25 protein-coding genes and 1 pseudogene are annotated in these 24270 nt (G+C 69.0%); 10 read left to right on the forward strand and 16 right to left on the reverse strand.

Translation table 11 applies throughout. From position 1 onward, the window contains the following. The first annotated feature begins 10 nt into the window (after window positions 1-10). The 5 genes from ACTIMO_RS12670 to ACTIMO_RS12690 all read left to right on the forward strand — a co-directional run bounded on the left by ACTIMO_RS12670 (window position 11) and on the right by ACTIMO_RS12690 (window position 4166). Complete coding sequence (locus ACTIMO_RS12670; protein WP_448182614.1) at window positions 11-982, forward strand: tRNA pseudouridine synthase A; 972 nt, start codon at window positions 11-13, stop codon at window positions 980-982. Between the two features lie 119 nt (window positions 983-1101). After that, window positions 1102-1923 carry a DUF4397 domain-containing protein gene (locus tag ACTIMO_RS12675; RefSeq protein ID WP_448182615.1) on the forward strand — a complete coding sequence of 274 codons (822 nt, stop codon included), beginning with the start codon at window positions 1102-1104 and terminating at the stop codon, window positions 1921-1923. A gap of 77 nt (window positions 1924-2000) precedes the next feature. Continuing rightward, complete coding sequence (locus ACTIMO_RS12680; RefSeq protein ID WP_448182616.1) at window positions 2001-2735, forward strand: sortase domain-containing protein; 735 nt, start codon at window positions 2001-2003, stop codon at window positions 2733-2735. Between the two features lie 86 nt (window positions 2736-2821). Next, window positions 2822-3391: an RNA polymerase sigma factor gene (locus ACTIMO_RS12685; protein ID WP_055769261.1), complete on the forward strand. Its 570-nt coding sequence runs from the start codon at window positions 2822-2824 to the stop codon at window positions 3389-3391. Beyond that, the gene (locus ACTIMO_RS12690; RefSeq protein WP_448182617.1) at window positions 3378-4166 is read left to right on the forward strand and encodes an anti-sigma factor; all 789 of its coding nucleotides are present in this window, start codon (window positions 3378-3380) and stop codon (window positions 4164-4166) included. The genes ACTIMO_RS12685 and ACTIMO_RS12690 overlap by 14 nt, the downstream gene beginning before the upstream one ends. Here ACTIMO_RS12690 and ACTIMO_RS12695 read toward each other — a convergent pair. After that, on the reverse strand, window positions 4163-4807 hold the full coding sequence (locus tag ACTIMO_RS12695; RefSeq protein WP_448182618.1) for a prepilin peptidase: 645 nt from the start codon (window positions 4805-4807) through the stop codon (window positions 4163-4165). The genes ACTIMO_RS12690 and ACTIMO_RS12695 overlap by 4 nt on opposite strands. After that, window positions 4808-6502 carry a sensor histidine kinase gene (locus tag ACTIMO_RS12700; RefSeq protein ID WP_448182619.1) on the reverse strand — a complete coding sequence of 565 codons (1695 nt, stop codon included), beginning with the start codon at window positions 6500-6502 and terminating at the stop codon, window positions 4808-4810. It abuts the gene before it with no gap. 193 nt (window positions 6503-6695) lie between these two features. Here ACTIMO_RS12700 and ACTIMO_RS12705 point away from each other — a divergent pair, with 193 nt between their 5' ends. Then, the gene (locus tag ACTIMO_RS12705; protein ID WP_448182620.1) at window positions 6696-7472 is read left to right on the forward strand and encodes a response regulator transcription factor; all 777 of its coding nucleotides are present in this window, start codon (window positions 6696-6698) and stop codon (window positions 7470-7472) included. A gap of 15 nt (window positions 7473-7487) precedes the next feature. Here ACTIMO_RS12705 and ACTIMO_RS12710 read toward each other — a convergent pair whose 3' ends face one another. The 10 genes and pseudogenes from ACTIMO_RS12710 to ACTIMO_RS12755 all read right to left on the reverse strand — a co-directional run bounded on the left by ACTIMO_RS12710 (window position 7488) and on the right by ACTIMO_RS12755 (window position 14958). Continuing rightward, window positions 7488-7859: an Hpt domain-containing protein gene (locus tag ACTIMO_RS12710; RefSeq protein ID WP_448182621.1), complete on the reverse strand. Its 372-nt coding sequence runs from the start codon at window positions 7857-7859 to the stop codon at window positions 7488-7490. Window positions 7860-7992: 133 nt separating this feature from the next. Continuing rightward, the gene (locus ACTIMO_RS12715) at window positions 7993-8874 is read right to left on the reverse strand and encodes a type II secretion system F family protein (protein ID WP_422390427.1); all 882 of its coding nucleotides are present in this window, start codon (window positions 8872-8874) and stop codon (window positions 7993-7995) included. Window positions 8875-8884: 10 nt separating this feature from the next. Next, window positions 8885-9820 carry a type II secretion system F family protein gene (locus ACTIMO_RS12720; RefSeq protein WP_448182622.1) on the reverse strand — a complete coding sequence of 312 codons (936 nt, stop codon included), beginning with the start codon at window positions 9818-9820 and terminating at the stop codon, window positions 8885-8887. Window positions 9821-9824: 4 nt separating this feature from the next. Further along, complete coding sequence (locus ACTIMO_RS12725) at window positions 9825-11264, reverse strand: CpaF family protein (RefSeq protein WP_448182623.1); 1440 nt, start codon at window positions 11262-11264, stop codon at window positions 9825-9827. Next, complete coding sequence (locus ACTIMO_RS12730; protein WP_422390424.1) at window positions 11261-12457, reverse strand: AAA family ATPase; 1197 nt, start codon at window positions 12455-12457, stop codon at window positions 11261-11263. Before ACTIMO_RS12730 ends, ACTIMO_RS12725 begins: the two co-directional genes overlap by 4 nt. Beyond that, the gene (gene cpaB / locus ACTIMO_RS12735) at window positions 12454-13218 is read right to left on the reverse strand and encodes a Flp pilus assembly protein CpaB (RefSeq protein WP_448182624.1); all 765 of its coding nucleotides are present in this window, start codon (window positions 13216-13218) and stop codon (window positions 12454-12456) included. The genes ACTIMO_RS12730 and cpaB overlap by 4 nt, the downstream gene beginning before the upstream one ends. A gap of 22 nt (window positions 13219-13240) precedes the next feature. After that, a complete protein-coding gene (locus ACTIMO_RS12740) occupies window positions 13241-14284 on the reverse strand; it encodes a pilus assembly protein TadG-related protein (RefSeq protein WP_448182625.1) in 1044 nt (347 codons plus the stop codon). Then, complete coding sequence (locus ACTIMO_RS12745; protein ID WP_448182683.1) at window positions 14272-14544, reverse strand: hypothetical protein; 273 nt, start codon at window positions 14542-14544, stop codon at window positions 14272-14274. The genes ACTIMO_RS12740 and ACTIMO_RS12745 overlap by 13 nt, the downstream gene beginning before the upstream one ends. Window positions 14545-14574: 30 nt before the next feature. Beyond that, window positions 14575-14658: pseudogene (locus ACTIMO_RS12750) on the reverse strand (TadE/TadG family type IV pilus assembly protein); the annotation flags it as partial. Window positions 14659-14721: 63 nt separating this feature from the next. Next, complete coding sequence (locus tag ACTIMO_RS12755; protein WP_448182626.1) at window positions 14722-14958, reverse strand: Flp family type IVb pilin; 237 nt, start codon at window positions 14956-14958, stop codon at window positions 14722-14724. Between the two features lie 503 nt (window positions 14959-15461). Between ACTIMO_RS12755 and rplM the strand changes: the two genes are divergently transcribed. From rplM to glmM, 3 genes are all read left to right on the forward strand, one after another. Then, the gene (gene rplM, locus ACTIMO_RS12760) at window positions 15462-15905 is read left to right on the forward strand and encodes a 50S ribosomal protein L13 (RefSeq protein WP_055768152.1); all 444 of its coding nucleotides are present in this window, start codon (window positions 15462-15464) and stop codon (window positions 15903-15905) included. A 40-nt stretch (window positions 15906-15945) separates the two neighbouring features. Next, on the forward strand, window positions 15946-16443 hold the full coding sequence (rpsI, locus tag ACTIMO_RS12765) for a 30S ribosomal protein S9 (RefSeq protein WP_448182627.1): 498 nt from the start codon (window positions 15946-15948) through the stop codon (window positions 16441-16443). A gap of 111 nt (window positions 16444-16554) precedes the next feature. After that, on the forward strand, window positions 16555-17913 hold the full coding sequence (glmM, locus tag ACTIMO_RS12770) for a phosphoglucosamine mutase (protein ID WP_055768158.1): 1359 nt from the start codon (window positions 16555-16557) through the stop codon (window positions 17911-17913). Between the two features lie 234 nt (window positions 17914-18147). Here glmM and ACTIMO_RS12775 read toward each other — a convergent pair whose 3' ends face one another. The 4 genes from ACTIMO_RS12775 to nirD form a co-directional block, all read right to left on the reverse strand. Beyond that, window positions 18148-18771, reverse strand: a complete 624-nt coding sequence (locus ACTIMO_RS12775) for a DUF305 domain-containing protein (RefSeq protein ID WP_448182628.1) — start codon at window positions 18769-18771, stop codon at window positions 18148-18150. Between the two features lie 74 nt (window positions 18772-18845). Then, on the reverse strand, window positions 18846-20054 hold the full coding sequence (locus ACTIMO_RS12780) for a cysteine desulfurase-like protein (RefSeq protein ID WP_448182629.1): 1209 nt from the start codon (window positions 20052-20054) through the stop codon (window positions 18846-18848). Window positions 20055-20172: 118 nt separating this feature from the next. After that, window positions 20173-20973 (reverse strand): sirohydrochlorin chelatase, encoded by an 801-nt coding sequence (locus ACTIMO_RS12785; protein WP_448182630.1) that lies wholly within the window; start codon window positions 20971-20973, stop codon window positions 20173-20175. A gap of 19 nt (window positions 20974-20992) precedes the next feature. Next, window positions 20993-21364 (reverse strand): nitrite reductase small subunit NirD, encoded by a 372-nt coding sequence (gene nirD, locus ACTIMO_RS12790; protein WP_448182631.1) that lies wholly within the window; start codon window positions 21362-21364, stop codon window positions 20993-20995. A 228-nt stretch (window positions 21365-21592) separates the two neighbouring features. Between nirD and nirB the strand changes: the two genes are divergently transcribed. Beyond that, window positions 21593-24268 carry a nitrite reductase large subunit NirB gene (gene nirB, locus ACTIMO_RS12795; protein ID WP_448182632.1) on the forward strand — a complete coding sequence of 892 codons (2676 nt, stop codon included), beginning with the start codon at window positions 21593-21595 and terminating at the stop codon, window positions 24266-24268. Window positions 24269-24270 lie beyond the last annotated feature (2 nt).

Raw genomic sequence — 24270 nt, forward strand, 5'->3', positions numbered from 1 at the left:
GACGCACGCCATGACCACCCAGGAGCCCGCCGTACCCGAGAGGGACGGCGGGCTCCTGCGTGTCCGCCTCGATATCGCGTACGACGGATCGCCGTTCTCCGGCTGGGCACTGCAGCCCGGGCTCGTCACCGTCCAGGGCGTCCTCGAGGACGCCCTCTTCACACTGCTGAGGCGTCCCGTCCGGCTGACGGTCGGCGGGCGTACGGACGCGGGCGTCCACGCACGGGGGCAGGTGGCCCACGCCGACCTCACTGCCGGGGAATGGACCGGCATGGGGAGGGGACGTGAGGTCGACCCGGCGGACGCCTTCCGCCGCCGCCTGACCGGGACGATCAACCGCGTCCTCACCGACGGCATCAGCGGCAGGGGACGCTCCGTGCGGAACTCCGTCCCCGTCGTCGTCGTGCGTTCCGCTTCGCGTGCTCTTGAGGGATTCGACGCTCGCTTCTCGGCACTCTGGCGCCGGTACAGCTACGGGATCGCCGACGCGATGACGGGCCAGGACCCGCTCCACCGGCACACCACCCTGTGGTATCCGGCACCGCTCGACGTGGAACTGCTCAACGAGGGCGCCTCCCACCTGCTCGGGATGCAGGACTTCGCGGCCTTCTGCAAGCCGCGGGAGGGGTCCACGACCATCAGGGAACTGCAGCGCTACGAGTTCGTGCGGGGGCACGACGGAGCCATCACGGCGACCGTCCAGGCCGATGCCTTCTGCCACAACATGGTGCGCGCGCTGATCGGCTCGACGCTGCGGGTGGGTTCGGGGGAGATGCCGCCGGTCTGGCTGGCACAACGGCTCGCCGCCCGCCTCAAGGACGCACGGTCCATCCTCGCTGCCCCGCACCCCCTCGTGCTGGAGGAGATCGCCTATCCGGGGGAGGGCGAGCTCGCGGGCCGGGCCGCACTGACGCGTGCGCGCCGTACCTCCGGACACCTCTCCGACGGCTCATCGCAGGTCGTCGACCCGGACCAGGACTGAGACCGCCGGGGGCCGTCCCACTTCTTTTCGTCATTCTGCATCCAGGGCGGCCCTCCGGCCGGTAGTACGGGTGTAAGGATCAATCGGAGGCTCCACGGAGCCCGAACGAGGAGAAGAACATGCGCAAGAGCTTCTATGCCGTCGGTGCGGTCGCAGCACTGGGTGTCGCCGGTGTCGCCAGCCCCGCGATCGCGGCGGAGACGGCGGACACGGCCCAGCTGTCCGTCCTCCACGCCGTCCCCGATCTCACGGTGGACGTCTACGTCAACGGCGACCTGACCCTCGACGACTTCACACCCGGAACCCTCGCCGGGCCCCTCGAGCTCCCCGCGGGCGACTACGAACTGGCCGTGACGGCGGCGGATGCCGCCGACGCCAGTGCCCCCGTCATCGGCCCGGTCACCGTGACCCTCGCAGCCGGCGGGAACTACACCGCCACGGCCAACCTCGACGCCGAGGGCGCGCCCACCGCGAACTTCTACACGAATGACGTCTCCGCGGTCGAGGCCGGGAAGTCGCGCCTCACCGTGCGGCACACCGCCGCCGCTCCCGCCGTCGACGTGCTGGCCGGCGGCGCGCCCGTGGTCGAGAACCTGAGCAACCCCGATGAGGCGACGCTCACGACGGATCCCGGCACGATCTCTGCAGCAGTCGCCGCCACGGGAACCACCGCGCCCGTGATCGGCCCGGCCGACCTCACGCTCGCCGAGGGCACCGCGACGATCGTGTACGCGTGGGGCAGTCTCGAGGACGGCAACCTCGCCCTCGCCACGCAGGTCATCGAGGGGCTCCACTCCGATCCCGCCGCCGTTCCGGGCGCCCAGGCAGGACCGGCGCAGGACAGCTCGGGGATGCTCCTGGGAGCGGGCGCGGTAGGCCTCGTGCTGCTCTCCGGCGCCGTCGTGGCAGCTCGCGTGCGGGGTTCGCGCACGGCCGCATGAGCCGGCCGGCGGGGCTGGAGGCCCCTCCATCCTCCTGCCCCGCCTGGTCGCCCCTTCCTCGACCGAAAGTGAAGTCCGTGACTCGACTGCCCCATCGCATCGCCGTCCTGCTGCTCAGCGCCGGGTTCGGCCTGGTCTCCGCCGGATGCGCACAGCCCGCTGCGGCACCCCAGCCCACGCCGTCGTCGGCGGTCGGCGCAGGGCAGGACACCGGCACATCGCCAGCAGCCGACGCAGTACCGGCTCCCGGTGGGACGCAGGGCCCGGAAGCGGAGAAGGACGCTTCCGCGCCCGCCGCTGCGGTCCCGAGCGGGACGTCGGCGGCCGGCATCACCCTCCGGCCCGCCACCGCAGCGCAGACGGAGGCCGCTCCTCCACCGGTCTCCCTGGACATCGAGGGCACGGACATCCAGGTGGACGTAATCGACGTGGGGATCGCGGACGACGACGAGATGGAGATCCCCTCGAGCTTCTACGAGGCCGGCTGGTACCGGTACGGCCCCGCACCGGGCGCCTCGTCGGGCAACGCCGTTCTCGCCGCGCACATCGACATCGGCACGGAGCAGATGCCCTTCGCGCGGCTCAAGGACGTCGCGATCGGTACCGAGATCACCGTGGGGCGTGAGGACGCCGAGCCCGTGCGCTACCGGGTCACGGATGTACGCAACGAGCCGAAGGCGGCCCTCGACACCGACGAGATCTTCCGGCGCGACGGCGACCACCAGCTCGTCATCGTGACCTGCGGCGGGGACTGGCTCTCGGACCGCGCGGACTATGAGGATAATGTGGTCCTCACGGCAACGCCGCTCTGAAACGCCCCGACATCGAGATGTGGACGGGCGCGACGGAGTCGACGCAGGAGGCCGTCGTCCAGCGTCCCCGCCCGAAGGAGAGCACCGTGGCATCCTCAGGTCGAGGGCCGGCCGGGACTCCCGAGCTGCAGTTCGCGACCGGTGGTGAGGAAGGGCTGGCCTTGGCCTACCGCGCTCATGCGCCGCTGGTGTTCAGCGTGGCCCTCCGCGCCCTCGGAGACCGCCAGGCCGCATCGGACGCGACGCAGGAGGTCTTCATCCGGGCGTGGCGCTTCCGGTCGGGGTTCGACCCCGAGGCCGGGAGCTTGCCCGCCTGGCTGCTCGGCATCAACCGGAACGTGATCGCCGATGCCCTCGCTGCGCGCCGCCGGCGCGAGCGCCTGGACCATCTGGCGACCACCGTGGCCGATCACCGCTCCGCCGGTCCGGGCAGCGAGATCATGGATGGACTGGCGGATCGGGTGGTCCTCGATTCCGAGCTGGAGATGCTCGGGGAACCCCAGCGGTCGATCCTGAAGCTCGCCTTCTACGACGACCTCACGCACCAGGAGATCGCCACGCGGCTGCGGCTGCCCCTCGGGACCGTCAAGAGTCACATCCGCCGAAGTCTCACCCACCTACGACGCCGATTGGAGGCCTGGCATGCAGCACCTTGACCCCGAGTCCATCAGCCTGGCCGCCCTCGGGGAGGACCTCGACGAGTCCGGCCGTGCCCACCTCGAGGGATGCGACACCTGTGCCATGGAGGTCGAGGATCTCCACGAGGTCGTCCGGCTGGCCCGCGCCGGCGATGACGACCCCCTCGAGTCGCCGGATCCGGCGGTGTGGGCAGGCATCCACGCGGAGCTCGGCCTCGGGCCGGCGCAGCTCGGGGACCCCCTGACGCGGACGGTTCCGACCCATGACGCACTCCGGGCCGTCGGGGCGGGCTCGCGGACCGCGGACGGCGCGTCGATGAGGGGCCGATCGTCCCGGCGACCCCTGGGTGTGCGTCACCTGGCGGCCGCGGCCGCGGTGGGCGTGCTGGTCGGCGGTGGCGCACTGTGGGCCGTCCAGGTCTTCGCGTCCCCACCCGGACCGGAGGTTCTGGCGGAGACGGTGCTCGAACCCCTCGACGGATCCACGGGGGAGGGGACGGCGACCGTCGTGTCCGGCGAGGGCGGCGTGCGCTCGCTCGACGTCCGGTCGACGGCGGGCGAGGCCGGCGGCTTCGAGGAGGTCTGGCTGATCGCACCCGGACTGGACCGCATGTACAGCCTGGGTGTGCTGCACGGCGGTGACGGCTCCCTGACGATCCCCGACAGCGTGGACCTGGCGGAATTCCCCATCGTCGACGTCTCGGACGAGCCGCTCGACGGCGATCCCACCCACTCCGGGGTGAGCGTGCTCCGGGGGACACTGCCGGCCGGATCTGACCGGCAGCAGGACTAGCCGAGGAGGACGAGCCCGGCGAATGCCGCGAGGAGCATGCCGGGGCCGAAGGGGAAGGTGGTGCCGCGGGTGCCGCGCCGTAGCGCCAGGACGAGGACGCCCGCGAGGCCACCCAGCAGGAATCCGCCGAGCAGCGTGCACATCCACGCCGCGTAGCCGGCCCACCCGCCATAGAGGCCGAGGACCGCGGCGAGCTTCACGTCGCCCATCCCCATGCCCGCGGGTGAGACGAGCGCCAGCAGGAGGTAGACCGCGAACAGGGCCAGCCCTCCGCCGAGGGCGCCGAGCAGGCTCCACCACGATCCGCTCGCGACAGCCGCCACGAGCAGGACCGCGAGCGTGCCGAGGGCGAAGGGCAGGACGAGGGCGTTCGGCAACAGCTTGGTCCGCGCGTCGATCGCTGCGAGCACGACGGCGAAGGCGGCGAACACCGTCACCAGGAGATCTTCCCACCACGCCTCGAGGAGCAGGCTCCCGCAGGCGGCGGCTAGTCCCGCGAGGGCGGCGAGCGGAGCCCGGCCCGAGGGCGGGAGCGCCGTACGGGGATCGCGTCCAGCGCGGTCGACGACCACCAGGGCCAGCAGCGAGGCGAGGACTGCAGCGAGGACCGCCCCGAGGACCGATGCGTCGAGAGCCTGCACCTAGGCCGATTCCTCCAGGGAGTGTTGGTGCACCCGACCCACTTCACCGTTGACCGGGAGCGTCACCGTGAAGCGGCTGCCCTTGCCCGGGGAACTCGCGCAGCGGATGGAGCCGCCATGGCTCTCGACGATGGACCGGGTGATGGCGAGGCCCAGGCCCGCGCCCGCGATGTCCGCGCGCCGCGCGGACGGGGTGCGGTAGAAACGCGAGAACACCTGCTGGGCCTCCTGCTCGGTCATGCCCATGCCGCGGTCCTCGACGTGCAGCGCGATGGCCGACTCCGACTCCTCCGCGTGCACCGTCACGATCCCGCCGTCGGGCGAGTACTTGATGGCGTTGGACAGGAGATTGTCGAGCACCTGGGAGATCCGCAGCGGGTCGAGGAGGGTCCAGAGCGGCTCCTGGACGTCCGACCGCAGCTTCACCCGGTTCTTCTGCGCCCGCAGGCGATTGGAACGCACACTCATCTCGATGAGCGCCGCGAGATCGACGGGCCGAGGGTGCACCCGGACCTGGTCACCCGCGGTGGAGAGGAGATCGGCGACGAGGTGCAGCACACGCTCCGCGTTCCGGCCGGCGACGTCGACGTAGCCGCGGAGGTGCGGCGGCAACGGGTGCTCGTCCTCGAGGACCAGCTCGAGGTAGCCGAGGACCGAGGTCAGCGGCGCATGGAACTCGTGGGAGATGTTCGAGATGAAGGTGTCCTTGGCGGTCACCGCCTCCACCAGTTCGGTGACGTCGCTACAGGCGATCAGGGCGCCGGTGAGCTCGCCCTGCGCATTCGTGATCGGCCGCGCGGCTGTCGAGAGCGCACGCTGGGCGTCGCCGTCGCCCACCCACACCAACTCGTCGGCGAAGGTCTCACCCGTCAGGGCTCGGTAGATCGGCCGGCGGTTCGCCGGCAGACAGGTGGTCCGGTCCGCGCCGAAGACCAGGCTGGGCGCTGTGCCGCCGTCGTCGTCGGGCCCGGCAGCGAGCCGGTTGAACAACTCCTGCTGACGATTGGTCATGGTGGTGGTGCCCTGCGCATCCACGGCGGTGAGCCCGACGTCGACCGTGTTCAGGATGGCTGTGAGGACGCGTTCGCGGTCGATGGCGGCGCGCAGGAGCTCATTGAGCTCCCGGTCCTTCTGCTCGATCTCGATCTCGCGGGCCCAGGCGTTCAGGCTCATGATGCGCACGATCACGCCGATGCAGAGCATCACGATCGGGAGCAGGAGCACGCCAAGGTAGGAGTGGGCAAGGGCTGGGTCGAAGGCGCCGAGCAACGGCCAGGCCGTGATCAGTAGCGAGCCCCCGGTGGCCAGTGCCAGTGCCGCCCACGTGGGGAGCGACGAACGCATGAGCCAGAGGACCGGGAAGATGGCGAGCACGCCGAGCGCGGGCTGGGACTCCATCGCCCCTGCCCGGATCAGCGCGATCGCAGGGAAGTCGAGGACGGGTATCAGCAGGAGGCTCCCGCGCGGCAGCTCTCGCCACGGGACGAGGACGGCGACCGCCAGGAGCACGAGGATCGCCGAGAACCCGAGTTCGAAGGTCGGATCCGACATGAGCCCTGGCCGGAGGATGGGGCCGGTGATGCCGATGACGACGACGATCACGGACAGGGGGATCTGGCAGAGCACGATGGATCGGTGGACGGTGATCTTCGACGCGACAGCGCGCAATCGAAGCGCCGTGGTGTCGCTAGGCACGTGTTGGCCGGGGGTAGGGGGAGAACCGCATGTGAGAGACCTTTGGACGCTGAGACCTACGTACTGCGTACCATTATGTAGCCGACTCGGCATTTTGCGGCAGTAGCCGACACCAAGAGGGGATGACGGCAGGCACAATGGGGTTCATGACGAGTCGACAGAGCCTCAGCGCAGGTCAGACGGGGGGCGCCGCGTGAGTGATCCGGGAGTGGCGGTGGTCATCGAGGACGATGCCGACGTACGGAATCTCGTGAGCGCGGTCCTGCGGCAATCGGGGTTCGACGTCCATGTGGCGCCCGAGGGGAAATCCGGGGTGGACCTGGTCCGGCAGCATGAGGCGACGGTGGTGACGGTCGACGTCGGTCTGCCCGATATCGACGGGTACGAGGTCCTGCGGCGGATCCGCAATTTCAGCAACTGCTATGTGGTGATGCTGACCTCGCGCGGTGATGAACTCGACACGCTGACGGCGTTGCAGTCCGGGGCCGACGACTACCTGACGAAGCCCTTCCGGCCGCGTGAGCTCCGGGCCCGCATCGCAGCGATGCTCCGCCGTCCGCGCGCCGTGCCCGAGACCCCGTCCGCCGTCGTTGTCCCTGCCACCCCAGCTGTTCAGGCCGCCGCCTCTGCTGCCCCGTCGTCGGTCCTGCAGCACAATGGGCTGGCGCTGGATGCCTCGGCGCGGACCGTGGTCGTCGACGGGCGGGACCTGCTCCTCACCCGTAGTGAGTTCGACCTCCTCCACGAGATGCTCCGCAGCAACGGCGCCGTGCGGACGAAGTCCGACCTGGTGCGTGTGGTGCGCGGCGACTACTACGGCGAGGACACCTACATCAGCGACTCCGACGAGCGCGCCATCGAGGTGCACGTCGGTAACCTGCGGCGGAAGCTCGAGGAGGATCCGAAGAGCCCGCGGTGGCTGCAGACCGTCCGCGGTGTCGGCTACCGGTTGACGCCCGCCCGCGCCTGATCGCCGTGTCGGCGGTCAGGCGGGGGCGAGGTACCGTTCCTCGAGTTCGCTGATGGTCGCCAGGCCGCAGAGTTCGATGGCGGGCAGGGTGCGCCGCGCGGTGTCCAGATCGGCGGAGACGACGGCGAGCTCGAACGTCTCGGCCATGGCGGAGAGCCGGGCCGCGCCCACCATCGCCGACGAGTTGCGCAGGCTGAGGGCGGCGTCGAGCGCCGACGGGAGGTCCCGGTTGCCGATGGCCCGCGTGAGGCGCAGGAACCTGTCCTGGAAGCCGGCGATGTAGTCGCGGGCGAAGGCGCGCGCGGGTCGGGGATCGTTGAGCTGGCTCTCGAGGAGGGAGAGGACGGCGAGGTCCACGATCGGGAGGACCATCGGGGCGGCGTTCATTGGCACTCCGTCAGGCTACGGCCACTGTCTGACCATCTGCAGGGCATTCGCTGATACTGAGCGATAACTGCGCCTTCGCTTGAGCATGCTACGAGTCGCTGGTCCGGGACCGGCTGCCCACCTTCGCCGCTCATCACTGACCGGCGAAGGTGTCGATGACGTTCAGCACGGCAGGCCCCAGGATCACGATGAACAGGACAGGGAAGATGAACAGCAGCAGGGGGAACAGGACCGCCACCGGCAGCTTCATGGCCTTCTCCTCGGCGCGCTGGCGCCGCTTGACGCGCATCACTTTCGCCTGAGTCCTGAGCACCCCGGAGAGGGCGATCCCGTAGGCATCGGCCTGCACGATGGCCTTGACGAAACTTCGCAGTTCCGGGATGTTGCTGCGCTCCGCCATCGCGAGATAGGCCTCCCGGCGGCTGCGCCCCACCTGCATGTCCTGCAGCGTCCGGACCAGTTCCTCGGCGAGGGGGCCCTTACCCGTCTCTCCCGCGCGCTGCATCGCACTCTCGAAACCGAGTCCGGCCTCGACGGAGATCAGCATCTGGTCGAGGGTGTTCGCGAGTTCCAGGGCCATCGCTTTCTGGCGCTCCTGGCCCTTGCTGTAGAGCAGGAGATCCGGCACGAAGTAGCCCAGCACCGTGATGAAGAGAGCGAGGAGGATGAACATCCTGGTCGCATTCGATTGCAGGAGGAGCAGGCCCGCGAGGCCTCCTGCGAGTCCCAGGAGTGGCTTGGCGGTCAGCACCTTCGCCAGGGGCATCGACACGGGGCGCCCCGCAAGGCTCAGGAGGTGGTCGAGCTTCGCGACGTAGGCGTCCGGCGTGAGCCGTCGGCCGAGCTTCAGCAGGGGATTGGCCTGCTCCGTGGCGGCACTTGCTGGCCCCATGCCCTGGCTCAGGTTCTGCTGCACCGTGCGGCGAACCTTGGTATCCGACGTAAGAAGTGACCACGTGAAGTAGGCGATCGGCGTTGTGGTGAGCAGAAGTGAAGCGAGCAGGATCGGTTCCATGGTGTTCCCCTCAGAACTTCAGGTCGATGATCTTACGGAGCCACAACCCACCGATGGTCATCATCACGGCAGCGCCTCCGAGCATCACCCAGCCCAGCGGCTTGGTGAAGAGCGGATCTACGTAGCCGGGACTGATGACCGTGAGGATGAGCGCGATCCCGAACGGCAGCGCCGCCAGGATGTAGGCCGAGAACTTCCCTTCAGCCGCAAGAGCCTTGATGTGTCCCTTGATCTCGCTGCGCTCGCGGATCGTGTGGCCTACCTGGTCGAGCACCTCAGCGAGGTCACCGCCGACCTCGCGGTTGATCTGGATGGCCTGGGCGATCCAGGCGAAGTCCTCGCTCTGCATCCTGTGCGAGGTGTCGATCAGCGACGCGAGCAGATCCTTTCCGAGGCTCGTCTCCGCGACGATGCGGCGCATCTCCTCTGATGTCGGATTGTCGGCCTCGGTCGCCGCCGCGTCGATCGCCCGCAGGATGCTGTGGCCCGCACGTAGCCCCCCTGTCAGGAGCTGCAGTGTATCGCCCAGCTGCGCGTCGAACCGGCGCCGCCGCCGCCCGGTCAGGAAGGACACCGTCAGGTGCCCAGCGGCGGGCGCGAGTAGGAGAGCGAGGACCCCGACCACCGGGGCGACCAGGCCCCAGCCGAGCAAAAGCCCGGTGATGCCCGCCAGGGCGACCAGCAGGTACACCTCCGCCTGGCTCAGCTTCACGCCCGCCGTCTCCAGCGTGGAGCGGTCGAGGAAGCGCATCGGGTGCCGGTTCAGGTAGGCGTCCATGGCGCGCCCTGCCGCGCCGGCGAACCGCGAGAGCTGCGAATCAGGCACTTCGGCAGGCGGCCGCCGGCGCTCGAGCGGGACGGGAGACTGCAGGGGGCGCGTGGCGACAAGGATAAGGGCCGCGGAACCGATCAGGAGCACGACGCCGCCCAGGAGGACGAGGGTCACGCCGTCACCGGCCCAGGGTCGTGACGGACCCGAAGACCGCGGGAGAGACGGTGATCCCCATGTCCTCGAAACGCTCCATGAACCGGGGCCGGATACCGGTCGGGACCGGCTTCCCGAGGAAGCGGCCCTTGCTGTCCACACCGGCCGAGTAGTCGAAGACGAAGGCGTCCTGCAGGGTGACGACGTCTCCCTCCATGCCCTGTACCTCGGTGACGTGCGTGATGCGGCGGCTGCCGTCACGGAGGCGGGAGATCTGCACGACCAGATGGACCGCGGAGGCAATCTGTTCGCGGATAGCACGCAGCGGCAGATCCATCCCGGCCATGAGGACGAGGGTCTCCAACCGCGCGACGGCGTCCCTGGGGGAGTTGGAGTGGACGGTCGAGAGTGAGCCATCATGACCGGTGTTCATCGCCTGCAGCATGTCGAGGGACTCCCCGCCGCGGACCTCCCCGATGACGATCCGGTCAGGTCGCATGCGGAGCGAGTTACGCACGAGGTCGCGGATGGTGACGGCCCCCTTGCCCTCGGTGTTCGGCGGGCGGCTCTCCAAACGCACCACGTGCTGCTGCTGGATCTGCAGCTCCACGGCGTCCTCGATGGTGACAATCCGTTCGTCCCCTGGCAGGAAGGACGACAGCACATTGAGAAGTGTGGTCTTTCCAGTACCCGTACCGCCGGAGACGATGATGTTGAGCTTCGCCTTCACGCACGCGTCCAGGAGCTCGGCCATCTCGGGCGTCAGGGTCCCGAAGTCGATCAGATTCTGGACGGTGAGAGGGACCTTGCTGAACTTCCTGATGGTCAGGGAGGATCCGTTGACGGCCAGTGGAGGGATCACCGCGTTGACACGCGAGCCGTCCTCGAGCCGAGCGTCGACGAACGGCGAGGATTCGTCGATGCGGCGGCCCACCTTGGAGACGATGCGCTCGATGACACGGCGGAGGTGCTCCTCGGAACTGAAGCGCGATTCGCTCAGGGTCAGCCGACCCTTCTGCTCCACATAGATCTGGTCCATGCGGTTCACCATGATCTCGGTGACCGTCGCGTCGTCGAGGAGGCGCTGTAGCGGGCCGAAGCCGAGGACGTCGTCGGCCACATCCTGGATGAGGCGGCGGCGCTCGTCGGGGCTCAGCGGCACCTGCTCGGCGTCGATGATCTGGCTCAGTTCCTCACGGGCAACGGCTTTGAGATCGTCCTCGCTGATCGAGGTGTCGCTGGCGCGGACGCCCATGCGTTCGAAGAGAGCGGATGCCGCACGTTGCTTGAGGCCTGCGAAGACATCCAGCCTCGCTGTGCCCGGCTTGTCGGCCGGCTCCCGTGCGACGGCGGGAGCGAGGGTGGCTGGACGGGCCTCCTCGAGCGTCTCGACAGCTCCCACGGCTTGTACTGCGGACACGGCAGGGGAGAGGCCGGCCGCCTGGATGCGGGCGGAAAGCTTCACCGGACCACGACCCGGCGGTGCGCTTTGCGCTGCGAAGCCGCGCGCCAGGCGTGATCGAATCGCTGGACGAGGTCGTTCAGGCTCTTGGTGGCGGGGTCGCGTACCTTGTCCTGCAGGAGTGGGACGCCGCGGTTCGTCGCCAGAGTGAGGGCGCGGGACCGGGGGATGGACACGTCGACGGGCGCGGCGAGGGTCGCTTCGATGTCCTGGACGGACAGCCCCGTCTTCGTGTCGGCGAAATTGAGGACCACATGACGCGTCTCGGGAAGAAGATTGAGCTTGCTCAGGACATCGAGTCCGGAACGCAGGCCGCGGACGCTCGGCACATCCATGCCGGTGACCCACACGGCATCGGTGCACTGTTCCAGGGCCGCAAGGCTCGGCTCCGTCAACCCGGGGCCGGTATCGACGACCACGTAGCGGAACTCGAGCGCGAGCTGCTGAATGAGTCGCGTGATCTGCTCGGAGGAGATGCGGTCGGCGTCGGCCGGGTTGCGTGGACCGCACAGGGCGTAGATGCCGGAGGGATGGGCTGTGAGGAAGGCTTTCAGCACCATGGTGTCCTGCGTGGCGGCTCCGGAGACGGCATCCAGTACCGAGTACTCCGGGTTGAGGTACAGGCCGGTCGCCACATCGCCGAACTGGAGGTCGAGGTCCACGATGACGACGCTCATGGGTGCCAGCTTGCCGAGACCGACCGCGAGATTCGTGGCGATGGTCGTCTTACCGACGCCACCCTTCGGCGAGAAGACCCCGATGACGAGGCCGGTCTGCTTCTCGATCGGCAGCTGCTGCGTGGAGCGCTGGCGGGTCGCGAAGGCATGGCAGGCGCGTTCGAGCTGCGCACGGATACTCGGCACGTCGGCAAGGGGGCTCAGGATGTCGCGAACGCCGGCCCTCATGGCCTGGAGGGCAATATCCGGGTGATCGTCGTGGACGAGCACCACGCTGATCGCGGGGAAAGTCACGTCCACGATAATGGCCAGACGTAGGGCATCCTCGATGGCGACGCCGGGCCCGAAGACCAGGACCTCCGGGAGCTCGATCGCCAGCTGTTCGAGCACGGCGTCGGTGTCGCCCCCCAGGACGCTCGCGGGCAGGCTCTTCACGTGCCCCTGCAGCCCGCCGGCAATCGCGAGGCGGACCTTCTGCTCGAAGTCGGAGCTCGGAGTGATCAGGACGAATCGGCTCATCGGTACAGTTCCTTGTTCTCGACGATCGGGGAGTCGCCCTCGATCGTGGTGTCGGATTCCTTGCTCAGCCACAGGGTGGCGTTCTGGTTCGCGTGGACGATCTTGGTCGCCTGGGCGGTGTCCACCGCGACCGTAAGCATGAGCGAACCGCTCGGCAGGGCTTCCGCTTCAGCTCGCGCCTGTGCTTCGGGATCGGCAGCCGGGTCGACGGCGGCGGCAGTAGGGGCACGCTGAACGGAGGTGACGAGGATCTTGTGCAGGGCGAGCTTCGTGGTGGGGACGTCCGGGGTCTCCTCGAGGCCGCCGCTCTCCAGCGAGACAAAGATGCCGACGGTGTCGCCCGGCGTGATCTTTCCGCCGACCGCCCGGTCCGGCTCGATCGTGAACGAGACTTCCTGCAGGCCGTCGGGCACGGCGACGCTGCCTGTGATCGCCGCGTCGTCAGGGTCAACGAGCCGCTCGGCAAGCACCTGTTCACCGGGCATGAGGACCACCGAGGTGACTTTGCCCGCAGACGCGTCGAGGTCTTTCAGGGCGGTCGCGCTGACGGCTGTGGCGGGCAGGCTCTCCGTGGTCAGGAAAGGCATCAGTTCGGCGGTCGGCGTACCGGCGGGAATCTCGGTCGCTACGACAAGAACGGGCAGCGGATCGAGACCCTCGACGGCGCGTGCTTCGGCGCCCTGCGCGTAGCCGTACAGCAGCATGGCTCCGACGAGCGCGAGGACGACGGCTGCGACGCCGGCGAGGAGACGGGATTTCATGGTGGTTCTTCCCTGGAAGGTTCTAGAGCACGGGGCGGACGATGGTGACCCCGCCGTTGGACACGGGTCCGAGGGTGTAACCGTCCGCAAGGGAGACGTACTTGATGAAGGACCCGATGATGCCGCGGCAATTGCCGTTGCAGCTCTTGGTCACTGACCCGTTGGTCACGGAGGTGTTGAAGGTCTTCGGCAGGCTGTTGTTGCCGCTGAAGGCCCACCCCTTCACCTCGTAGGCGGCAAAGTACACGAGGTGGTACTGCGCCCCGCTGCCCGTCCCAGTCACCTGATCGAACACCGGCAGGAGGAGTGTCACGGGCCTACCGGCAGAGATGTCCGCCGCCCACCCGTTCATCACCGAATTGCAGTTGCTCGGTCCGTCATTGCCGGTGTCGCTGCCGCCCAATTGCACTGCGATGTCCACGAATGCCCCGCATTGGCCGGATGATTGCGTGAGCCAACCGAAACCGCCGGGGACAGCGGCGCCCGAGGGTCCATAGTTGCAGTCAGGATTCGCGTTGTCTCCGTGAGCCTGCAGGAGCTGGAGCGATCCGTTGACCTGGCCCTGCACCTGGCAGATGGAGAACGCGAGGGGGAACGGAGCAGTCCCTTTGGTGGGGCTGCCCCAGATAGCGCTCGAGGTCGCGGTCACCTCGCTCGAACTGATGCCCAGCACGTTTGCGAACAGGAGCGAGAGTCGATTGGGGGCCTGGCCATCCTGGAGCGCCCCAGCGGTCACCGAGACTTTGCGCGCCGTTCTGTCGAGGACGATCTGCTTGACGTTGCTGCGGGCATCCAGGGCATTCTGATTGGCGAAGCTGGATGCGAGGCTCGACGTCGTAGTGCACGCCGTATCCGACTGATTCACTGCGCACTTCTGTGCCACGGCGTACGCGGCGGCGTCTGCCCCATTCTGCAACTGCGCTTTCTCCGAGGCGATCATCGCGACGTCTATGGCCAGGGCAGCGAAACCGAGTAACACGACCATGAGCAGGGCGACGATGACACTGACTGCACCTCGCTCACCGGACCGAATCCGGTATTGAATCGGACGTCCTAGCCGCCGCACAGCATTGCCGCCTTGCCGGTCATGGCAAAGGGGCCGGCGATTCGTGTCATGCTCGTCAACTGGTAGCTGATGGTGACGGTCGCCGTGCTGCCCGACGGACAGAGATTGGTCGTTGTCTGGCCGATTGAAGCGATGGCGATATTCGATGCCACAAGTTTCGGATTCAGCGTCGACGCTGCATCGATGGCGGCTGAACGAGCGAGGGCGGGGTCCTTCGAGATAGACATCACCCGCGCCCCTTCCCTCGCTGCGTTGGTCATGAGTATCTGGGTGTTGTATGCACGACCGAACTCCATGACTCCGAGGAGGAGAAGGATGAGGACCGGTAGGAGTAGCGCCATTTCTACGGCTGCCGCTCCTCTTTCGCTTCGCATGCGCCTATCTTCCTGTGCTGAAGGTGCCCAGAATTTGGTGGCTCCGGGCACCTTCACGGAGCATCACACCGAGCAGGACGCGGGGGTAGTGTCCGTTGCAGCGACGAGAGTCTTACCAGTGATCGCGCACTGGGCTTTGGTGAAGGATGTCTGCAAACCGCCACCGAGGAGGGTGACAGCGGTGATGATGACGACGGCGATGAGCGCAACCATGATGCCGTACTCGACGGCGGTGGCGCCGTCTTCCTTGCGGACCAGACGGGGGAGGAGGTGCATGCGGGTATTTGAGACGAGGAACATGGGGGACTCCTGAGGGGGACGGTGCGGCTGGCCCAGCGCCAGCACTGCCAGAAAAGTAGCAACGCGATGCCGGCAGAAACCGGATCTGCCCTGATCCTGAGTGAACCTTCGCAAAGCTGTACTGCTCCTGAGCAGAACCTGCGCTCGCGCTGCCCAAGCATCGTCGTCCGGCTCCTTGCGGCCGCGCGCGGCAGTGAAGCCCACCGCCTCCCGCCTTGTAGGACCGGCGGGTAGGGCAGACGCACCCGCTGTTTTGCCTATGGGAGCGGGGCACGCTAATCTTGGTAGTCGTTGTGCGTATCCCTGCTCGATACGTCTGCGCCCTCCGGAGCGGTTCAGTTGCAGAACCACCTGGCCCGGGGGCGGAGCCGAGTTTTACGGGATGACTGGTCGTATTTCAGCCCTCACCTGAAGTTCCGGTAGCGCATGAATAAGCTGAGCCCTCGGGCACGGAGCACTCCGTGGATGTGGGCGACACCGAAATAGAAACGAAGGCCATAACCGTGCGTACGTACACCCCGAAGCCAGGCGATATCTCCCGCCAGTGGCACGTAATCGATGCAACCGACGTTGTGCTCGGCCGCCTCGCCAGCCAGACAGCCATCCTGCTGCGCGGAAAGCACAAGGCGACGTTCGCCCCCCACATGGACATGGGCGACTTCGTCATCATCATCAATGCCGAGAAGGTGGCCCTCACCGGCTCCAAGCTCGAGCAGAAGCGCGCCTACCGCCACTCGGGTTACCCGGGCGGCCTGAAGTCGACCAGCTACGTCGAGCTCCTGGACAAGAACCCGGAGCGCGCGGTCGAGAAGGCCATCCGCGGCATGCTTCCCAAGAACTCGCTCGCCGCTCAGCAGATCGGCAAGCTGAAGGTCTACCGCGGCGCGGAGCACCCCCACGCTGCGCAGCAGCCCACCACGTACGAAATCACCCAGGTCGCCCAGTAGTCCTGGCCACCAACACTAAGAAATCACTTCAAGGAGAACCGTGGCTCAGAACACTGAAGAGCTGAACGAACCGACTGAGGAGCTCACGAGCTACACCTCAGAGTCCACCGAAGGCAGCGAGACCGCCATCAAGGAGCGCCCCGCCCTGACCGTCGGCGGCGGAGCCGTTGGACGCCGCAAGGAAGCAGTCGCCCGCGTGCGCCTCGTCCCCGGCACCGGCAAGTGGATCGTCAACGGGCGCGAGCTCGCCGACTACTTCCCGAACAAGCTGCACCAGCAGGAAGTCAACGATCCCTTCAAGCTCCTCGAGCTCGACGGCGCGTACGACGTCATCGCCCGCATCCACGGTGGCGGCCCCTCGGGCCAGGCCGGTGCGCTGCGTCTCGGTGTCGCTCGCACGCTGAACGAGATCGACCGCGAGAACAACCGCCCCGCCCTCAAGAAGGCAGGCTTCCTGACTCGTGACGCCCGCGTCATCGAGCGCAAGAAGGCCGGTCTCAAGAAGGCCCGCAAGGCGCCCCAGTACTCCAAGCGCTGATTTTTTCACCGCATTTCGATGCCCGTCCGGGCCTTCCGGGCGGGCATCGTGCTTTAACCTGATGGAGGCCCACCTGAGCGGTCTCGAGTTCCTCACTTAGGATGATCAACGATGAGCAAGTTATTCGGCACCGATGGCGTGCGAGGTCTGGCCAACGGCCTGATCACCGCCGAACTGTCCCTGCAGCTGGCACAGGCCGCCGCGGTCGTCCTCGGGCACAACGTGGTCGACGGCGGTCGCCGGCCCACCGCGGTGATCGCGCGTGACCCCCGCATCAGCGGTGAATTCATCGCGGCCGCCGTCGAGGCCGGCCTCGCGAGTTCCGGCGTCGACGTGTACGACGCCGGGGTCCTCCCCACACCGGCCGCCGCGTTCCTCGTCGCGGACCTGGACGCCGATTTCGGCGTCATGATCTCCGCTTCCCACAATCCCGCGCCGGACAACGGCATCAAGTTCCTGGCCCGTGGCGGCAAGAAGCTCAGTGACGCGCTCGAGGACGCCATCGAGGCGGAGATGGCCAACGAGAACCGTCGCCCCGTCGCCGGCGACGTAGGACGCATCCAGCGGTTCGCCGACGCCGAGGACCGCTACGTGGTGCACCTCCTCCAGACCCTCCCGCACCGCCTCGACGGACTGACCGTGGTGCTGGACTGTGCCCACGGTGCTGCGAGCGGCTGCTCGCCCGAGGTGTTCCGCAACGCGGGCGCCGAGATCGTGGTCATCGGCGCGGATCCCGACGGCGTGAACATCAACGACGGCTACGGCTCCACCCACCTCGAGAAGCTGCAGGCCGCCGTCCTCGAGCACGGCGCAGACCTCGGGATCGCCCACGACGGCGACGCCGACCGCTGCCTCGCGGTCGACCACGAGGGGAGCATCGTGGACGGCGACGAGATCATGGCCGTGATGGCGCTGGCCATGCGGGACGCCGGGAAGCTCCGCGACGACACCCTCGTCGCCACGGTCATGAGCAACCTGGGCCTCAAGATCGCGCTGCGCGAGGCCGGCATCACCCTGAAGGAGACCGGCGTCGGGGACCGTTACGTCCTCGAGGGGATGCGCGACGGCGGCTACAGCCTCGGCGGTGAACAGTCCGGCCACGTGATCTTCGCCGAGTATGCGACGACGGGCGACGGCGTCCTCACGGGCCTCCAGCTCGCGGCGCGGATGGCCGGTACGGGCAAGACGCTCAAGGAACTCGCCGCCGTCATGACCAAGCTCCCGCAGGTGCTCATCAACGTCAGGGGCGTGGACCGGACGGCGGCCGGCTCCGACGAGGGCGTCCAGGACGCGGTGCGCGAGGCCGAAGCGGTGCTGGGGGAGACGGGACGCGTCCTGCTGCGACCCTCCGGCACGGAGCCGGTGGTGCGTGTCATGGTCGAGGCCGCGGACACGGACACCGCGCAGCGCATCGCGGAGGACCTCGCCGCGACGGTGCAGGAGCGCCTGTCCCTCGAACCGGTCGCCTAGCAGCGCCACACCACCCGTGCGCAGGCGGGCACGGAGGGGCCACCGCACATCTGCTGCCCGGGATGGACCGACCTGCTGCTCTCGGTCCCGAGTCGGCCGGCGTACCGGCGACGCAGGACAGGGTCGGTGCTGCTGCGGGCCAGGCCACGGCAGTCGTCGCCCTCGCCACGACCGGCGCCGCCCAGCGGACTACAGGGCGGCGAGCACCTGCTCCATCGCGTCGATCTCGGCCTGCTAGGTCTCCACGATGGTCGCTGCGAGTTCGAGAGCCTCGGGGTACCGGCCGTCGTCGAGCTGGTCCTGCGCCATCCCGATCGCGCCCTCATGATGGGCCGTCATGGACTCGAGGAAGAGGCGTGACGCGTCGGGACCGTCAGCTGAAGCGAGCTCGGCCATCCGGTCCTCGCTCATCACGCCGTTCATGGCCCCCGAGCCACCCATGTCACCCATGTCGTGGCCTTCCATGGCGTCCTCGGGTTCCAACGGCTCGCCCCAGGCCCCGAGCCAACCCGTCATCGTCTCGATCTCGGGGTCCTGGGCGTTCCTGATCGTGGTCGCCAGCCCGGTGACCTGCGGCTCGAGGCCGTCCTTGGCGAGGATCATCCCGCTCATCTCCACCGCCTGCCGGTGATGCGGGATCATCATCTGCGCGAACAGGACGTCCGCGTCGTTGTGCTCGGCCGGGGCCTCGTCAGGGGCGCCCGACGAAGCCCCGGCGCCGGACCCGGCGGTGGGGGCGGCGGAACTCTCCTGGGCCATGTCCATCCCCTCCATGTCTCCGCCGGAGGAGGAACCGCAGGCGGAGAGGGTGATCAGGGCGGTCAGGGACAGGGCTGCAAGGGGGAGTGGACGCTTCACGATGGTCGGATCCTTCAATGGTCACGGGAAGGGATGATGGGCCTGGGCCGCCGCGGCACCTGCGGCATTTGAGGCTACTTAGCGACGAAGGCGCCGAGCCCGGCCAGGAGGCGGTCGACGTCGTCGTCGTCGTTGTAGGGAGCCACGCCGATGCGCAGCGCGGCGCTGTCCTCGAGATCCAGCCGGCGGAAGGCCTCGTAGGCGTAGAAGGACCCTGCCGGTGCGAGGACGTCGCGATCCGCGAGATACCGGTAGGCGTCGGCGGAGGACCGTCCCGGGAAGGTCACCAGCAGCGTCGGTGTCCGCTCCCGTGCCCGGCTGTGCAGCGTGACGGCCTCGCCGAGCTCGGCCAGCCCTGCCTCCAGGCGGTGCCGCAGCGTGAGTTCGTGCGCGTCGAGCACCTGGGCGGAGGCGAGGAGGCGCGCGCGGCGCCCGGTCGCCGTGCCCGGCGCGATCGCGGCGAGGAAATCGACGGTGGCCGTGACCCCGGCCATGATCTCGTACGGGAGGGTGCCGAACTCGAACCGCTCGGGCACCTCGTTCGTGGAAGGTAGCAGCTTGTCCGGCTGCAGCGACTCCAGCAGTTCCGGGTCGGCCACCAGGACCCCGCAGTGCGGCCCGAGGAACTTGTAGGGCGAACAGGCGAAGAAGTCGGCTCCCAGCTCCTGCACATCGACCGCGGCATGAGCGGTGTAGTGCACGCCGTCGACATAGACCAGGGCGCCGACCGCGTGCGCGGCATCCGCGATGCGGCGCAGCGGCGGTTTGGTGCCGAGGAGGTTCGACGCGGCGGTGACGGCCACGAGCCTGGTGCGCCCGGTGATCGCGGCTGCGACGGACGCTTCGTCGATCTCCGTGGTCCCCGGATCGAACTCGATCCACCGTACGGTGGCGCCGACCGCCTCGGCGGCCTGCAGCCAGGGGCGGATGTTCGAGTCATGGTCCAGGCGCGACACGACGACCTCGTCACCGGGCCCCCAGGACTTGGCGAGGTGGCGGGAGAAGTCGTAGGCGAGCTGCGTGGCGCTCCGCCCGTAGACGACACCGCGGGGATGGGCGCCGAGCAGGTCGGCCATCGCCTGCCGGAATCCGCCGACCGCTGCGTCGGCGTTGGTCTCCGAGAGCACGCCGGAGCCGCGGTTGGACAGCGGCCCGGTGATGGCCCCGGCCATCGCCGCTCCCACGGCCGCGGGGGCCTGCGTTCCGCCCGGCCCGTCGAAGAAGGCGATGCCGGTGAGCAGGGCGGGGAAGTGCGCACGGAACGCGGCGATGTCGAGGTTCATCCCAACACTGTGTCAGGTGGTGGCCGACGCGGGAAGGAGGGCGGGGTGGTGTGGCTGATGCCGGCGCTGATTCCTCGGACATGCCCGTGCCCGGGGAGCGAAGGTCGGCTCCGGGGTGTCAGGCGGTCTGCAGCGCTGCGCTGCGCACGCAGGTCGAGACCAGCGCGCGGCAGGGACGCGGACAGGGCGTCGTCGCGCGGACCGGACCGGGGAGGTGCGCGACGGCGTCGTCGTACCGCGCCACCGCGAGCTCGGCGACGAGGGAACTGGGCAGCAGGGGAGCGGTGACGACGTCGGCCTGTGCCCGGGCCAGCTGGTCGTGGAAGTATCCGGGAGCCAGGAGGTAGGAGGCGAGCGCCACGCGCTCCCACCCGGCCGAGCGGAACGCGGCGACCGCCGCCGGGACGGACGGCGAGGCCTTCGACCCGAAACCGGCGCTCACGGGCCCGGTCCGGAGGCCGGCGAGGACCGCGAGCACCTCGCCCACGTCCTCCGCCGCGCAGGCATCCGAGGATCCGGCGGCAGCGAGGACCACGGCGGCATCGTCGGGCACCCCCGCGTCGGCGAGCCGCTCCTGCAGGGCCCGGGCCAGGCGAGGATCCGGGCCCAGCGGCAGGGCGGAGACCGTTCCCGGCCTGCCGGCGGCCGCCCGCGCGATGTCCACCTTCACGTGGTAGCCGACCGAGAGGAGCAGGGGGACGATGACGGTGGACCGCCCCTCGGGGAGCGCGGCGATGACGTCCACGAGGTCGGGCTCCTGCACGTCCACGTAGGCCTCGACGACGTCGAGGTCCGGTCGGAGGGCGGAGATGCCGGCGCGGACGGCATCGATCTCGCGGCGCCCCTGCGCGTTGTCCGTCCCGTGCGAGCAGGCGATGAGGACCGGCGGACCGGCGGCGTCGAGGATCATGGGTGACATTCAAGCATCCGGCCCGGTATCACGCAGCGCGGCCGACCTGGACGACGCCGTCCACGCTCCGGACGGGATAGGTCAGGAGGCCCTCGCCGCCCGAGAGGCAGGCGCCGGTCGTGAGGTCGTACACCTCCTTGTGCAGTGGAGAGGCGATGGTGGGTGCTGCGCCCCTGGACCCCACGATCCCCCGGGCCATCACCGCCGCGCGGGTCCGGGGGTCGATGTTGCCGACGGCGTGGAGCCTGTCGCCGGGCAGCCGGAACAGGGCGATCTGCTCGCCGTCCACCAGGGCGGCCTCGCCCCAGCACTCCTCGAGGTCGTCGAGGCGGCACACCGGACGCCAGGTGGGCTCCGTGGTTCCCGCGTCCACGGGACGCTGCAGGACGAGTTCGGTCATGTCGGTTCTCCTGTCGGGCGACGGTCGGGCTGCATCCCACGCTAGGCACCGCGCGTGTCGGGTGCGTCCCGCCGCTGTTGCGCGCGGGTAACTTCGGGCTCACCGCGGTCGGGCTGCCGCGTGAGCCGGAAGTTAACGTTGCGACACATCGGTGACACACGGGAGAAATTGCCCGTTCGTACTGTGGGAGCCAAGGAACGGGACACCAGGTCCGGACGGAAGGCACCCATGAGCGAGACGCGATCACCACGGCCCGCCGGGGACTCCCCGCAAGGAGCGGAGCGCCGCATCGTCGTCGTCGGTGGCGGCCCGGCGGCCCACCGCTTCGTCGAGGCGCTCTGGCGGCGCGGCACGGACGGACTGCACATCACCGTCCTGACCGAGGAGGAGCACGCGCCCTACGATCGCGTGGCGCTGAGTTCGGCGCTCACGGGCGACGTCGATCTCACCCTCGGTGAACCCCTCATGTGGCGCGAACCCACCATCCGCCTCGTCACGGGTGAGCGCGCCGTGCGGCTCGACACGGCGGCACGCTGTGTCATCGGCGCGTCCGGGACGGTCTACGCGTACGACGACGCCGTCCTCGCCACAGGCTCCGATGCCGTGCGGTTGCCGGTGCCCAACGGCGAGCACGCTGCCGTCTACCGCACGCTCGACGACGTGCATTGGCTGCGGACTGAGACGGCGAGACTCGCGGAGGACCTCGGGCGGCCGCCGCGCGCCGTCGTGGTGGGCGGCGGGCTCCTCGGGCTCGAGGCCGCGGGCGGGCTGCAGGTCCTCGGCGCCGACGCCACGGTGGTGAACCGCGCCGGCTGGCTCATGAACGCACAGCTCGACCAGGGCGGCGGCCAGGCCCTCGGCCGCCTCATCGCCGCCAAGGGGCTCGGCCTCCACTGCGGCGGGGCTCCGACCTCGATCGACAGGGACGACGACGGCCGGGTCACGGCCGTGGGCCTCAGCGACGGGGCGGTGCTCCCCGCGGATCTGGTGGTCTTCGCCGTCGGTATCCGCCCCCGGGACGAGCTGGCCCGCGATGCGGGCCTGGCCACTGCACCGCGCGGCGGCGTGGTCATCAGCGCCTCCTGCGAGACGTCGGTGCCGGGCGTCTGGGCGATCGGCGAGGTGGCCAGCTACGGTGGCGTCAGCATGGGGCTGGTGGCGCCGGCGAACGCCATGGCCGAGGTCTGCGCCGACGGGATCCTCGGCGGGGTCTCGAGCTTCGCGGGCTTCGACACGGCGACCAAGCTCAAACTCTCCGGCGTGGAGGTGGCGAGCTTCGGGGATGCGCTCGCCGACACCGAGGGCAGCCTCGAGATCGTCTACGCAGATCCCGCACGCGGGCTCTACCAGAAGCTCGTGGTCACCGACGATGCGAAGACCCTGCTCGGCGGGATCTTCGTGGGCGACGCGGCCCCCTACTCGGCGCTGCGACCGCTCCTCGGACGCGAACTCCCCGCCGAACCCGGCGCGTACCTCTCCTCCGCGGGCGGCAGCGAGGCGCCGCAGTCCGAGCTGCCGGACGACGTCGTGCTCTGCTCCTGCAACAACGTGACGGCGGGGGCCTGCCGTTCGGCGGTCCATGGGACGGCGGAGGACGGCTCGGCGGTGGAACCCGCCCTCGACCTGCCGTCACTCAAGGCCTGCTCGCGGGCGGGGACGCAGTGCGGCTCCTGCGTCCCGATGCTCAAGAAGCTCCTCGACGGTGAACTCACGAAGGCCGGGCGGACGGTCTCCCGGGGGCTGTGCGAGCACTTCGGGATGTCCCGGCCCGAGCTGTTCGAGGCCATCCAGGCGCTCGACCTCAGCTCCTTCACCGACATCATCCGGCGTTTCGGCACCACCGACGAGGCGAGGGCCGGTCACGGCTGCGACATCTGCAAGCCGGCCATCGGGTCCATCCTCGCGACCCAGCGTGGCGAGTACGTGCTCGACGGCGGCCGCGGCACGCTGCAGGACACCAACGACCGGGCGCTGGCGAACATGCAGCGCAACGGCACCTACTCCGTGGTGCCGCGCATCCCGGGAGGCGAGATCACCCCGCAGAAACTCGCGGTGATCGCGCAGGTGGCGGAGCAGTTCGGCCTGTACGTGAAGCTGACGGGCGCGCTGCGCATCGACCTCTTCGGCGCGCGGCTCGAGCAGCTGCCGGAGATCTGGAAGATCCTCGTCGAGGCCGGGTTCGAGTCCGGCCAGGCCTACGGCAAGGCTCTGCGGAACGTGAAGTCCTGCGTCGGGTCCACCTGGTGCCGGTTCGGCGTCCAGGACTCGGTGGCCATGGCGATCGACCTCGAACTGCGGTACCGCGGGCTGCGCGCGCCGCACAAGTTCAAGATGGGCGTCTCGGGGTGCGCCCGAGAATGCGCCGAGGCCCGCAGCAAGGACGTCGGCGTGATCGCTACGGACCAGGGCTGGAACCTCTACGTGGGCGGCAACGGGGGGTTCCAGCCGGCCCACGCACAGCTCCTCGCCCAGGACCTCGACGGGCAGACCCTGATTAGGTACATCGACCGCTACCTCATGTACTACATCCGGACGGCGGACCGGATGCAGCGCACCGCCCGCTGGATGGACGACCTCGACGGTGGTCTCGACCATGTGCGCAGCGTCGTCGTCGAGAATTCCCTCGGCATCGGCGAGGACCTGGAGGCGGCCATGGCCCGGCACGTGGAGCACTACGAGGACGAGTGGGCCGCGACGCTCAGGGACCCGGACCGGCTCCGCCGTTTCCGGTCCTTCGTCAACGCGCCGGACGCCGCGGACCAGTCGATCGTCCTCGTCGAGGAACGCGGCCAGCGACGCCCGGCCACGGAGGCGGAACTCGAGGCCCGGGCACGGCGGACCGATCTCGGCTCCGCGATCCCCGTGCGCGCCGGGGCCGGCACCATGCCACGAACGGAAGGCTGACC

It is taken from the genome of Arthrobacter sp. CP30, assembly GCF_053470025.1.

Coding starts and splice junctions, on each gene's coding strand:
- ACTIMO_RS12670 (WP_448182614.1), top strand. CDS start 11: ATGACCACCCAGGAGCCCGCCGTACCCGAGAGGGACGGCGGGCTCCTG.
- ACTIMO_RS12675 (WP_448182615.1), top strand. CDS start 1,102: ATGCGCAAGAGCTTCTATGCCGTCGGTGCGGTCGCAGCACTGGGTGTC.
- ACTIMO_RS12690 (WP_448182617.1), top strand. CDS start 3,378: ATGCAGCACCTTGACCCCGAGTCCATCAGCCTGGCCGCCCTCGGGGAG.
- ACTIMO_RS12710 (WP_448182621.1), bottom strand. CDS start 7,859: ATGAACGCCGCCCCGATGGTCCTCCCGATCGTGGACCTCGCCGTCCTC.
- ACTIMO_RS12715 (WP_422390427.1), bottom strand. CDS start 8,874: ATGGAACCGATCCTGCTCGCTTCACTTCTGCTCACCACAACGCCGATC.
- ACTIMO_RS12730 (WP_422390424.1), bottom strand. CDS start 12,457: ATGAGCCGATTCGTCCTGATCACTCCGAGCTCCGACTTCGAGCAGAAG.
- cpaB (WP_448182624.1), bottom strand. CDS start 13,218: ATGAAATCCCGTCTCCTCGCCGGCGTCGCAGCCGTCGTCCTCGCGCTC.
- ACTIMO_RS12745 (WP_448182683.1), bottom strand. CDS start 14,544: ATGACCAACGCAGCGAGGGAAGGGGCGCGGGTGATGTCTATCTCGAAG.
- ACTIMO_RS12755 (WP_448182626.1), bottom strand. CDS start 14,958: ATGTTCCTCGTCTCAAATACCCGCATGCACCTCCTCCCCCGTCTGGTC.
- glmM (WP_055768158.1), top strand. CDS start 16,555: ATGAGCAAGTTATTCGGCACCGATGGCGTGCGAGGTCTGGCCAACGGC.
- ACTIMO_RS12780 (WP_448182629.1), bottom strand. CDS start 20,054: ATGAACCTCGACATCGCCGCGTTCCGTGCGCACTTCCCCGCCCTGCTC.
- ACTIMO_RS12785 (WP_448182630.1), bottom strand. CDS start 20,973: ATGTCACCCATGATCCTCGACGCCGCCGGTCCGCCGGTCCTCATCGCC.
- nirD (WP_448182631.1), bottom strand. CDS start 21,364: ATGACCGAACTCGTCCTGCAGCGTCCCGTGGACGCGGGAACCACGGAG.
- nirB (WP_448182632.1), top strand. CDS start 21,593: ATGAGCGAGACGCGATCACCACGGCCCGCCGGGGACTCCCCGCAAGGA.